11 protein-coding genes are annotated in these 12,502 nt (G+C 48.8%); 7 read left to right on the top strand and 4 right to left on the bottom strand.

The window, feature by feature from the left end; all coding sequences use genetic code 11:
* The 4 genes from AKL11_RS25870 to argH all read right to left on the bottom strand — a co-directional run.
* Positions 1-267: ISAzo13-like element transposase-related protein (locus AKL11_RS25870; RefSeq protein ID WP_436404688.1), on the bottom strand; the 267-nt coding region annotated here is incomplete at its 3' end.
* Positions 268-554: 287 nt separating this feature from the next.
* Positions 555-1,781: a pyridoxal-dependent decarboxylase, exosortase A system-associated gene (locus tag AKL11_RS04925; protein WP_067515515.1), complete on the bottom strand. Its 1,227-nt coding sequence runs from the start codon at positions 1,779-1,781 to the stop codon at positions 555-557.
* Positions 1,778-3,346 carry an acyl-CoA ligase (AMP-forming), exosortase A system-associated gene (locus AKL11_RS04920; RefSeq protein ID WP_067515514.1) on the bottom strand — a complete coding sequence of 523 codons (1,569 nt, stop codon included), beginning with the start codon at positions 3,344-3,346 and terminating at the stop codon, positions 1,778-1,780. The genes AKL11_RS04925 and AKL11_RS04920 overlap by 4 nt, the downstream gene beginning before the upstream one ends.
* A gap of 32 nt (positions 3,347-3,378) precedes the next feature.
* Positions 3,379-4,776: an argininosuccinate lyase gene (gene argH, locus AKL11_RS04915; RefSeq protein ID WP_067515513.1), complete on the bottom strand. Its 1,398-nt coding sequence runs from the start codon at positions 4,774-4,776 to the stop codon at positions 3,379-3,381.
* Positions 4,777-5,017: 241 nt separating this feature from the next.
* Here argH and AKL11_RS04910 point away from each other — a divergent pair, with 241 nt between their 5' ends.
* The 7 genes from AKL11_RS04910 (at position 5,018) to AKL11_RS04880 (ending at position 12,473) form a co-directional block, all read left to right on the top strand.
* Positions 5,018-6,079 carry a sensor histidine kinase gene (locus tag AKL11_RS04910; RefSeq protein WP_067515512.1) on the top strand — a complete coding sequence of 354 codons (1,062 nt, stop codon included), beginning with the start codon at positions 5,018-5,020 and terminating at the stop codon, positions 6,077-6,079.
* A 12-nt stretch (positions 6,080-6,091) separates the two neighbouring features.
* Entirely contained in the window at positions 6,092-6,832 is a 741-nt protein-coding gene (locus tag AKL11_RS04905) for a LytR/AlgR family response regulator transcription factor (RefSeq protein WP_067515511.1), read from the top strand.
* A gap of 467 nt (positions 6,833-7,299) precedes the next feature.
* Positions 7,300-8,175: a hypothetical protein gene (locus tag AKL11_RS25020; protein WP_245673526.1), complete on the top strand. Its 876-nt coding sequence runs from the start codon at positions 7,300-7,302 to the stop codon at positions 8,173-8,175.
* Between the two features lie 76 nt (positions 8,176-8,251).
* Positions 8,252-9,175 (top strand): hydroxymethylbilane synthase, encoded by a 924-nt coding sequence (gene hemC, locus AKL11_RS04895; protein ID WP_067515509.1) that lies wholly within the window; start codon positions 8,252-8,254, stop codon positions 9,173-9,175.
* Between the two features lie 18 nt (positions 9,176-9,193).
* Positions 9,194-9,940, top strand: a complete 747-nt coding sequence (locus AKL11_RS04890; RefSeq protein WP_067515508.1) for a uroporphyrinogen-III synthase — start codon at positions 9,194-9,196, stop codon at positions 9,938-9,940.
* Between the two features lie 29 nt (positions 9,941-9,969).
* Entirely contained in the window at positions 9,970-11,238 is a 1,269-nt protein-coding gene (locus AKL11_RS04885; protein ID WP_067515507.1) for a uroporphyrinogen-III C-methyltransferase, read from the top strand.
* A complete protein-coding gene (locus AKL11_RS04880; protein ID WP_067515506.1) occupies positions 11,235-12,473 on the top strand; it encodes a heme biosynthesis HemY N-terminal domain-containing protein in 1,239 nt (412 codons plus the stop codon). The genes AKL11_RS04885 and AKL11_RS04880 overlap by 4 nt, the downstream gene beginning before the upstream one ends.
* Positions 12,474-12,502 lie beyond the last annotated feature (29 nt).

Genomic DNA, 12,502 nt, shown 5'->3' with positions numbered 1-12,502 from the left:
CAGCAGTTCTTTCTTTTTCGTGTCGATGCTTATCACTGGACATCCGGCATCCAAGTATTCTTGTTTCAGTCTGGCAATATTTTCAAACTGGGCGTTGCGATCGGCGTGCTGCCCCATTGTTCGCTTTTTTTGCGGCTTGCGTCGTCGGTAACCATGATCATGAAGCAGTCGAGAAACGATATTCTTATTGGCTGGAGTTCCCAAATCGGAGAGCTTGCGAGCAATCTGCCGACGAGACAGGTTCGTCCATTTTACGTCGTGCCGCATCGGGTCCCCAGCAGTATGGTTACGGAGTATGGTGAGAAAGTTTTCAGTCAGCTGGGGACTTTTCTCAATCAGCGGTGTGCGTCCGCCCCTTTTTTTCGCTGATGATCAGCGTTCAGATGTTCTGATTCCAGCTCAGCGATACCTCGACGAATCGTTTTCGGGTCACAAGCCAGTAACTGAGAAATGAATTCGATGCCACCATGCCCAAGCTTTATCGCTTCAATCGCAGCATAGCGACGACGATCCCTGATCTCTTGAAAATAGGGAAGTTAATTGGGGACTATTCCTTAGAGAAATAACTCAACTACTTCCGGGTGGCCTAAAAAACGCTGAGGGCTGGCGGTAGCACCATAAGCGCCAGACTGCAGCACAACAATAAAGTCTCCAATATCTGCTTTAGGTAACGGCAGTTTTGCACCAACGATATCCAGAGGCGTGCACAATGGACCTACCACTTCAACCACCTCAAGCTCTTCACTTTCCAGACAATGAGCTAATACCACAGGGTAATTTTTCCGAATCACTTGCCCAAAGTTTCCAGAGTTCGACAAATGATGATGTAGCCCTCCATTGGTCATTAAAAAAGTCTGTCCGCGGGATACTTTTTTATCCGTCACCTGACAAATGTAATAACCAGCCTCACCCACAAGCCAGCGGCCAAGCTCCATAACAAACTCGGTAGACACTAACGACGATGGGAGAGCATCTATCAGAGATTGCAGGTTTTCAGCAATACCGGCTAAATCCAGAGCCTGCTCTCCCGGAAAATACGGAATTCCCAGGCCACCACCAATATTTACATGCTTTACCGGTGCAGGAGCGAACTCTGCGAGGCGGGCAGCCAGCTCAAAGGTTTTCTGATGACACTCAATCAGTGACTCAGATCGAAGGTTCTGTGAACCAGAAAAAATGTGGAAGCCCTGAAAATCCACTTTATCTGTATCAAGTGTGGCCAAAATAGAAGGCATCTGTTCTGCGTCAATACCAAACTGTTTTGGGCCGCCAGCCATCTTCATGCCGGAAGATTTCAATTCGAAATCCGGATTTACCCGGAACGCGACTCGGGCACGAATACTCAGATCATCATAACATTCATAGAGACGCTGCAACTCCAAGGGAGATTCAACGTTAACGGTGATCCCTGCAGCAACAGCCGCTTTCAGTTCGTGCATGCCTTTAGCTGGCCCCGCAAAACTAATATCAGCAGCAGCCACTCCACTACCCAGAGCAATCAGCATCTCCTGATGAGAGGCCACATCAAGACCATCCACATGCTGAGCCATATGGCTGACTAACGCCGGCATGGGATTGGCCTTAATGGCGTAGTGCAACTTTAATGCTGCCGGCATCAGCTCTCTGAACTGAGCCACTTTTGCACTTAAAACGGATCGATCATAGATATAACACGGCGAAGAGCCCGCTATAGCCACCAGTTCATTTGCTGTGCGGCCGCCAATTATCAGACGATTATCGTTAGATTGAAGCGTTTGCAGGCGATGATGGGTCTTACTCATGCCTTGCTCTCCTGAAATAGCCTACGATACTCATCCAGCAAAGGCTTTCGATCTATCTTCCCGTTAGGATTTCGAGACAGAGAAACGTGCTGAACCACCCGTTTTGGCACCATATAGGCAGGCAGACATTGTTGGCAGTGACGAATCACTGAAGCATCATCCGACACACCGCCTTCACTGCATACGACAACCGCCACAATGGCCTGCTCAAGCCTTGGATGAGGTACACCAATCGCAGCCACTTCAGCAACCAGGCCAGAAGCGTAAATCACTTCCTCAACTTCTGAAGGACTGACCCGGTAACCAGACGTTTTGATCATGTCGTCTCGTCGGCCAATAAAATACAAATAACCTTCGTCGTCTTTTCTGACAATATCACCGGACCAAACCGCCAGTTCTTTATTGGGAATCTCGGGAGCCCCATTAGGTGCAGGCCGAAACCGTTCAGCGGTGCGTTCAGGATCATTCCAGTAACCCATCGTGACCAATGCACCTCGATGCACCAGCTCGCCAGGTTCATTAGGTGCACTGGATTCGCCCAGCTCATTAATCACCATGACATCCGCATTGGGAATGGCTTTACCAATGGAACCCGGGCGAATATCCACTTGTTCAGGAGGGAGATAACAGGAGCGGAACGCTTCAGTCAGGCCATACATTAAAAAGGGTCTGGCATTTCGGAAACGGCGACGCAGGATATCCAGAGTGGAAGTAGGCATTGAGCCACCGGTATTGGTGAAGTAGCGGAGGCTGTCTGCAGCGCCTTCTGCCCAGTTCAATTCGGCCAGTTGAATCCAAAGCGGCGGAACCAGACCGAGGCCAGTAATCTGCTGCTGCTCAATGGCTTTAATCACATCTTGAGGTAACAAGTATTCCAACAGGTAGCAACTGGCACCCACCAGAAATGCCGTGGTTAATTGGCTGAACCCATAATCGAAACTGAAGGGTAAAACACACAACAGGCGATCTTCAGATGTGTTGCCAATGTATTCAGCAACACTGGTCGCACCCGTCACCATGTTTCGGTGAGAGAGAATAACGCCCTTCGGCTTTCCGGTACTTCCTGAGGTGTAGAGTATCGCCGCCATATCAGCATCAATGGCGTGTATGGGTTCCCACCTTCCGTAAGGCTGAAGAAAGCTCGCCCAATTTGTTGTACCACGGACGTCTGCATCCACCAGCACTACGTGTAAAAGGTCGTGACACTGACTGATCTCGGCTTCCAGTTGCTGATAGCGAGCTTTGTTAGTGATTAATACACGAACATTGCAGTCTTTCAGAATGTGAAAAACCTGCGCCGCCTTTAACACCGGATTCACCGGAACCATGACACCGCCCGCAGCAGTAGCTCCAAAATAACTGAACACAGCTTCCGGTGTTTTCGGCAGATAAATACCCACTCGTTCATTGGTAGATAGCCCCAGTTTTTGCAAACCGGCAGCCACCGACCGAATCTGTCGGGCGAGTGTCTGGTAATCAAGCCACTGATTTTTGCAGCCGAGGGCCTCTGAGGCTGGCGTACGTTCTGCCTGCCTCAAAGGGATCTGGTGTAACAACAAGCTCATGGAGGTAATTACTACTCAGGAATTTTCAACAGTTACAGCGCTTCACGCGCATTTTTTACTGCCTTCCGAACCTGCTCCGGTGCAGTGCCTCCAAGGTGATTTCGGGCACTGACGGAACCTTCCAGAGTCAGAACATCAAATACGTCCTGCTCAATGGTGTCGGAGAAAGCTTTCAATTCATCCAGGGTCATTTCAGACAGATCACGACTCTCCTGAAGACCAAACGCGACGGCTTTACCCACCACTTCATGGGCATTTCTAAAAGGCATACCCTGTCGTACAAGATAGTCTGCCAGATCTGTTGCCGTACTAAAGCCTCTGCGGGCTGCTTCCAGCATGCTCTCTTTTTTGGCCTGAATATGAGGAATCATATCCGCAAAAGCTCTCAGGCAATCCCGCAGTGTATCTACAGTATCAAACAGTGGTTCTTTATCTTCCTGGTTGTCTTTGTTGTACGCCAATGGTTGAGACTTCATCAACGTTAACAAGGACACCAGATGGCCATTCACCCGGCCAGTTTTGCCTCGCACCAGTTCCGGCACATCGGGGTTTTTCTTCTGGGGCATGATGGAAGAGCCGGTGCAGAAACGATCAGGCAATTCAATAAAGTTAAACTGTGCAGATGTCCAGAGCACCAACTCTTCAGACATCCGCGACAGGTGCGTCATAATCAAGGTGCCAGCAGCACAAAACTCAATGGCAAAATCCCGATCACTGACGGAATCCAGCGAGTTATTGGTCGGGCGATCAAAGCCCAAGGCTGATGCCGTCATTTCACGATTAATTGGATAGGTTGTTCCAGCCAGTGCTGCGGCGCCCAGTGGGCTGACATTGACCCGCTTTCGGCAATCCTGCAGCCGTTCAAAATCACGCACCAGCATTTCGAACCACGCCATCAGGTGATGGCCAAATGTCACCGGCTGAGCCGTCTGCAAATGGGTAAAGCCCGGCATGATGGTGTCGGCTTCGCGTTCGGCAACATCCAGCAGGCCTGCCTGCAACCGTTTCAGCTCAACGCTGATGTTATCGATTTCATCACGTAGCCAAAGCCTGATATCCGTCGCGACCTGATCGTTTCGCGACCGGCCTGTATGCAGTTTTTTACCCGCATCACCAATGCGATCGGTCAGGCGCGCCTCAATATTCATATGAATATCTTCAAGCTCGATAGACCAGTCAATGCGATCCTGTTCGATATCTTCCAGAATGCCTTCCAGACCAGAAATAATGGCTTTCAGTTCCTCCTCAGTGAGGAGGCCAGCTTGATGCAGCATATTCGCGTGAGCCACAGAGCCCTGAATATCGTGACGATACAGACGTCGATCAAAATCGATAGAGGCGGTAAAACGGGCGACAAAGGCATCCACACCTTCACTGAAACGACCACCCCACTGCTGGTTACTGCTTTTATCACCGTCACCTGCTGACATCGATTTCTCCTTCGTCTGGCGTCGTTTCAAGCCGATTCACATCAGTATTGAATGAAACTAAAGCGCCAACTGGTTCTCATTTTTAGAGGACGAACGTACAATCTCACCAAAATCCGTCATCAACGAACTTTTATCTGGCGGCATTATATCGGTGTCACGTATTGATTGCATCGCTCTTTGAGAGAATAGATCTCTCACCGATAACTAATAAATTGAATTTTCCAAGACCTGAATTTTCCCAATGACAGATCACCACGAACATCTTAAGGATGATTTTTTTCTACCGGACCTCGGCTCTGTCAGGTCCGTATTTCTGCTGGTGTTGATTTCAGAGTTATTTGTGCTGGTGCAGGTGCTCGCCCTGCCCGGGACGATGGATTTCAGCTGGACGCGTTTGGCGATGATGTCGCTGTTCGTACAATGGATCGTTCTGTCCAGTAGCGCGTTCCTCTATCTGGCCAGGCCATACCTCAAGAAATTACCGACCTGGCAGTCTGTGACCATTGCCATGGCTGGCGTTCAAGTCATCACTCTGATACTTACCTTGCTGGCTCAGAAATTTATCCTGCCAATCAGTAGCCCCATGCCTGACTGGTTGCAGATTCTGCGAAACATGCTGGCAGCACTGCTGATATCGGGCATGTTGTTCCGATATTTTTATATTCAGTATGAAGTTCAGATGCAGCAACAGGTTATCCACAACGCTCGACTGGATTCACTGCAGGCTAATATTCGCCCGCACTTTCTGTTCAACAGCATGAACATCATCGCCAGTCTGATCCAGATAAATCCGGATAAGGCAGAGCAGGCGGTGGAAGATCTTTCCGATCTCTTCAGAGCAAGCCTGCAAAATCGCAGCGCCGTGGTGCCCATTCGTAAAGAGATTCAGATCAGCGAAAGCTACTTGAGAATTGAGCAGCACCGACTGGGTGATCGCCTTCGGGTAAATTGGCAACAGGGCGACTTGCCTGCAAATATCACTATTCCCCCATTTACTCTGCAACCCCTTGCAGAGAACGCGGTTTACCACGGAATTCAACGGCTTGAGCAAGGTGGCAGTATCACTATTCAGATATCTGCTGACCATCAAATGGTTCAGATTTCCGTAGAAAATCCGATGCCCTATACAGAGACCATTTCAACAGGCAACCAGATTGCTTTGAGCAATATCCGCTCCCGGTTGGAAATGCTGTATGGGAATAAAGCAAGCATGACAACGGATATCAAAGAACAGGATGGTTCAAAATGGTTCACCGTACGGATTCAATATCCCAATAAAATCGATAATCTACTACAGGAATAGACGACTGGAACAATGAATGTACTGATCGTTGATGATGAGCCTCTGGCCCGGGAACGACTGCGACACCTGATCGCCCGGATTGATAACTTTATGGTACTGGAGCACGAAGCCAGTAATGGCCGTGATGCCATTGATTTGTGCACCCAGCTGCAGCCGGATATTGTCCTGATGGACATTCGTATGCCGGTTATGGGCGGCCTGGAAGCCGCAAAGTACATCAGCAATATGGAAAGGCCGCCGGCCATTATTTTCTGTACCGCCTATGACAGTCATGCCCTTGAGGCGTTTGATGCTCAGGCTGTCGGCTATCTATTAAAACCTATTCGCCTTGAAGATTTGACCATGGCGCTGCAAAGAGCCAGCCGGCTCAATCGTTTGCAAATGGCCTGGTTGGATGTGCAACTGCCGGAACAGCAGCATGAAAAAGAGCATATTGCCGCAAAAACGCTTCGTGGTATCGAGCTGGTTCCGTTAAACGATATTCTCTATTTCATGGCGGATAACAAGTACGTCACGGTTCATCATCGTCATGGGGAAGTATTGATTGATGATCCCCTGAAAGTGCTGGAAGAAGACCACACTCATGATTTTGTGCGGATTCACCGTAACGCACTGGTGCGTCGTGATGCTATTGAGAGTTTGTCACGTAATGATAAAGGTCACTGTTTTCTTCATTTGAAAGAAGTGCCTGAGCCGTTGTCCATAAGCCGTCGTCATGTGCCACTTATTAAAAAGATTATGCAATCCCTGTAATCACAGGGATTGTGAACTCTCTGCACCATCCTAGGTCTAATCGTCGAAATAGCTGCAATTGATTTCAGGACATGCCAATATCTAATCCCTATTTTCAATCACTACCACAGCCTTCAACACGACGACGGGAAAACCCGCGCTCCGAAGATATCGAGGGTAACCTTAACAACCTCCGTATTTCTGGTCAGGCGATAGGACATTCTGTTAACACAGTCCGACCAACACCAGCAACCAATACAACGTTAGAAACGACCATTAAAGTAAACAACATTAATCTTGAATGTTGTCCAATTTGTCTGAACGAGGTTGCTATAGCAGATCGCTCCATTACCAAACTGGAAACAACAGCCTGTGGCCATATATATCACACAAAGTGTTTTGATCAACTGATTGACAGCCAGAGTGAAAAAACTCACGCCATCCCCATAAGTAATCCTGATTTTAGGTGTGCCATTTGTCGACAGGCAGTGCCTAAAAGTACGCCGCAATGGGACGGAGACGCTTTTGTAACAAGGGTTCAAAAACACGACTGGCAATTGCCTTTCCCCTACCTTGGCTCACCGATGAGTTTTTCTCTGCCTGGGAACACTCCCGGTCAGAATCAAACCAAAGCAACCGTCGCATTCAGCTTACGATTATCTGCTCCAAAATTATACGCATGGCTCCCTGAGCCTCTGAATAATAAAGAACTAAATAACACCAATACTTTTGACTATCGAATCTGCACACAAATCAGCAGCCATTTATTTCCTACCGAGGAACAAAATGAAGGGCTTGATGTACAGACAGTGTCTTATAAACGCTTCCAAACGCTCAAGCGTCTAATTGCTTACGAATTAAACTATATTGACTTAAAACTACCCAATGACCTCAACGCTTCACTCAATCAGGATTTTTTTTTGGGCCATCTTCAACCTGATAGGTGGACAGTTTTAGACGCAGTACCTTATATACAATCCATAAATCATCCGTTGTTCAGCCTTAAATGGTGCTCCCCTGTTGAGCATAGTGATTCTATAAGCCATACCCACCCTCCTGACTCAAAAGATAACGCTTGGTATGATACAACTTCATTCCACATGGCTGTTACCAATTTGGATAACACGGAAACCTTCGCCGAGCGTAGTGGAATTCGCTTCAGTTTACAGAAAAAACAAGCCTTTGTTTTTGATGATGCCGTGCAGGCGGACTGTGATATAGAGCCAAACACCCGATCCTATCGTGAATTTGAGCAACAGTTTCGGAGCAAAATACAACCAATGGAAGATGACGAGTGGTTCTGTGTCCGGGTAAAACTTGAGCCGCCTAAAAAAGGACTCGACTCAGAATTCGACAACGAATAGATACTGTCCCCTAAACAGGCTCTGTCGTATCATGCTTTCCAATCACCCGTTTACTGAATAAGAAGCTATCAACTCCGTGAAAGCCATCCGCATTGCCACCCGAAAAAGCGCTCTTGCCCTCTGGCAAGCTGAATATGTCAAACAACAACTGGAACTGCATCACCCGGGCATTTGGGTTGAATTGGTGAAGATGAGCAGTCAGGGCGACCGCATTCTTGACGCGCCTCTGGCCAAAATTGGCGGCAAAGGCTTGTTCGTCAAAGAACTGGAAAATGCGCTGCTGGAAGACCGTGCAGATATTGCCGTGCACTCCATGAAGGATGTGCCTATGGAATTTCCTGAAGGGCTTGGTCTTGGGGTTATCTGCCCACGGGAAGATCCCCGAGATGCGTTTGTCTCTAACCACTATGCAAATCTTGATGAACTGCCGCAGGGCGCCGTGGTGGGCACATCCAGTCTGCGCCGACAGTGCCAGATTCTGGCTGCCCGGCCGGATCTGACCATCAACTTCCTCCGGGGCAATGTGAACACCCGTCTGGCAAAACTGGATGACGGCCAGTACGGCGCCATTATTCTTGCCGCTGCTGGCTTAATTCGCCTGGAAATGAAAGATCGCATCCGCTCGTATCTGGATACAACCACCAGCCTGCCAGCAGCCGGCCAAGGCGCTGTTGGTATTGAGTTACGTATGGATGATGAAGAGACCCGCCAACTGATTGCACCACTCCATCATGAAGAAACCGCGATTCGGGTTGGTGCTGAGCGCGCCATGAATCGTCGATTGAACGGTGGGTGTCAGGTACCTATTGGCGGTTTTGCCGAACTGGAAGGCGATCAACTCTATATGAGAGGTCTGGTTGGCGATCCGGATGGTACCACCATTTATCGCAGTGAAGTCCGCTGTGCCATCAGTGATTTTGAAGCCGCTGGTATTCAGGTGGCTGATGCGCTTCTGGCACAGGGAGCGGATAAAATCCTGTCAGCGCTCTCGCACCCATAACTGCAGGTACATAATCCAATGAACCTGTCTCACATCCGCGCCTTGGTCACCCGCCCTGAACCTCAAGCTCAGGCGCTGGCGGACAGTATTATCAAAGCCAGTGGCAGCGTCTGGACGATGCCAATGCTTCAAATCAAGGCTTTGCCAGAAACACAGGCTATGAGAAATTGTGTTTTGTCCCTTGAGCAGTTTGATAAGGTCATCGTCACCAGTCGCCCCGCTGCTAATCTGGGGCTTGAGTTGATAGAACAGTACTGGCCACAATTGCCTATTCATTGCCAATGGTTCGCCATCGGTGGCAGTACCGCTGCAGAGCTGGAACATTACAACATCAAGGCTGCATTCTCAGACGCCGGTGTTGATAGCGAAGCACTGCTCAATCTTGATGCCTTTAGTCACATCCAGAATGAGAAAATGCTCATCATCAAAGGTGTCGATGGTCGAGGTTTGCTGGAAGAACATTTGCATCAGGCTGGTGCAATAACCCAGACTCTGGACGTCTACCAGCGTGCATGCCCCCAGTACGAAGATGATGAATTGGTAAAAAAGTTGGAAAGCCATTCAATCAATGTCATCCTCTGTGGTAGCGGTGAAACCCTCTCTAACCTTGGGCGTTATCTTCCGACCTCCCGTCGAACCGGCTTCCACCTGCTGGTTCCCAGTGAACGCGTCGCCCAACAAGCCAGGGATCTGGGTTTCCAACAAGTTTTGAATGCCTGTGGCGCCAGCAACGATGCCATGCTGCAGGCTTTAGCCCAAATCTGATTTGGGCAAACAACCCGGACGACCCAAACGTGAGTAAAACTGACCAAAGTAATGTAAATCCACCCGGTGCTGACGAGAAAAGCACTGACCGTTTGCCGGAAAACAAAACGAAAGACGCCTCTCAGAAAGCACAAAAAAAACCGGTAAAAACAAACACATCTTCTGGCCGGAGTTTGGCAGGTTTGTCGCTGATACTTGCCCTGGGTGCCATCGGCCTTTCCGGTTATATTGCCTGGCGAGCCATGCCCATCGAGCAAAATCAGCCTCTGCTGCAAGAATCCATGAACCTGCTGCAGGCTCAGGTGGCAAGGCAACAAGCAAGGCTAACAACCGTGGATGAAACCACCACGGGCCTTCTGGAAAGACTGCAAAATCAAACCACCGACCTAGAGGAACGGGAAGAGCGACTGTTATCTCGAGTCGATAGCCTCTCTGGAAAAGTGACGAATCTGGAAGGCTCAACTCGGAACCAATGGCATATTGGTGAAGTTGAGTTTTTACTGCGCCTGGCAAACCAACGACTTCTGACCACGAACGACACTGCTTCAGCCCTCAGCTTAATGGAAAGTGCCGATCAGATTCTGGATCAGATGAATGAGTTTTCCGTATTTCAACTCCGGGAAGCACTGGCTGAAGATATCGCTGTTTTGAAATCTGTCGATGTACTGGATCAGGAAAATGTCTGGTTGCGCCTACACGCTCTGACGGATCTGATTCCACAACTGATCACCCTCGATGATAATCAGCTCACTGAAAATGCGGCAGCACCTCTGGGAGAATCAAACTCTGCAGAAATAACTGACGAAAACACAGCCTGGCAACAAACCATTCAAGTCATCCTCGCTGACACCTGGCAACGGTTTACCAGCTTGTTTCGGGTTAATACCGATCGAGCCAAGCCCATTGAAGTATTGCTGGATGCAGAACAGGATTTGTTAATTCGACAGAAACTGATCCTCTTGCTTGAACAAAGCAAGCTGGCTCTAATGACCGAGCAGTCGGTGATTTATCAAAACAGTCTGCAACAAACCATTGATTGGATTAACCAATACTTTACCCTGGGCGGAGAAACCACCCGTCGCCTGTTAACAGAGCTCGAAGCACTGAAAGCCCTGCCTGTCGCACCTGAAACTCCTAAAATCTATCGTTCATTGGAAGCGCTGAAAGATTATCAGAATGCTGAACTGGAAAATGATCTCGAACCAGAAACTGTAAGCCCCGAGCCACCAGCCGTACAAGATGCACCTATAGAAGAAGATGATAGCGAGACCTATCCTCAGGGAGCGGTCATTTCATGAAAGGTTTTGCACTGTTTCTTCTATTGGTCTCAGCCTGCTTCCTGCTGGCCAATATCATGGTAAACGACCATGGATACATTCTTGTCGCCTACGACAATATGACCTTTGAGAGCAGCCTATGGGGCATGATGCTGCTGGTTGTCATTTCAGCGGGCGTACTCTGGCTGGCATTAATTGCACTTAAAATCTTATTGAGCATGCTGAGTATTGTTTATCCGGTATCGTCCCATGCCAAAAAAGTGAAATCCCGCAAATTGTTTGACCGTGGTCTGGCAGAATTTACAAAAGGCAACTGGCGCAGAGCAGAAAAACTGCTCGGCCAAGCGGCAAGTATTAGCGATCCGTCGCTTATTAATTATCTGACGGCAGCAAAAGCATCCCATGAAGCAGGTAATTTTGAAGCCAGCGCCACCTGGCTGCGTCTGGCTGACACCAAAACACCTGGCGCAGAAATGGCGATTGGGATTACTCAGGCTCAGCTGCAACTTTCCAGTAATCATCTGGAACAAGCTTTGGCTACGCTGCAAAGTTTGCACAAAAAATACCCGCGCCATGCTTATATTCTAAAGATGCTAAAACAAGTGTATGTGCGCCTGCATGACTGGCAGTCCCTCGAAACACTGCTGCCAAAACTGCGCAAGCTCAAGGTGATCAATGAAGACGAACATCACCAACTGGAAACCAAAGCATTTCAGGAGCTCTTTGCCCAAGCCTGCAATTATGGCCGTAATCGCAGTGCTCTGGAGGATCGGGTACAACCTGCCAATGATCTCTGGGCCAAGCTAAGCCACAGCCAGAAAAAAGATCCAGAGATACTCTTTCGGTATGCTGAGTGTCTGGTTCGACTGGGAGTAGAAGACAAAGCGGAATCCGTACTAAGAACGCACCTCAACCAGTGCTTTAGTGAAAATCTGATTCGCCTCTATGGCAAAATTTCTGGTATTGACCTGAAAAAACAATTGCTCTTTGGGGAGTCGTTATTAAATAAACGCCCCAACGATCCCGAACTACTGCTCGCACTTGGTCGGCTGGCTCTGAAGAATGAACTCTGGGGCAAAGCCAGAGAATATCTCGAGACCAGTTTGAAACTAAGAAGGTGTGTCGATGTTTATAACGAACTTGGGCACCTCCTGACTCACCTGGATGAGTTTGAAGCCAGTGCACGCTACTTTCAGGAAGGTTTAAAGCTGGCAGCAGAGAGCGCTACTCAACTGCCTCTGAGCGCACGCCTATGAATGCGCTGTTTATTGGGGGTGTAATTAAA

Origin of the sequence: Endozoicomonas ascidiicola, from assembly GCF_001646945.1 — a bacterium.
GTDB classification, from domain to species: Bacteria; Pseudomonadota; Gammaproteobacteria; order Pseudomonadales; family Endozoicomonadaceae; genus Endozoicomonas; species Endozoicomonas ascidiicola.
Note: the sequence above shows the minus strand (reverse complement) of the source record. Positions and strands in the feature narration are given on the sequence as shown.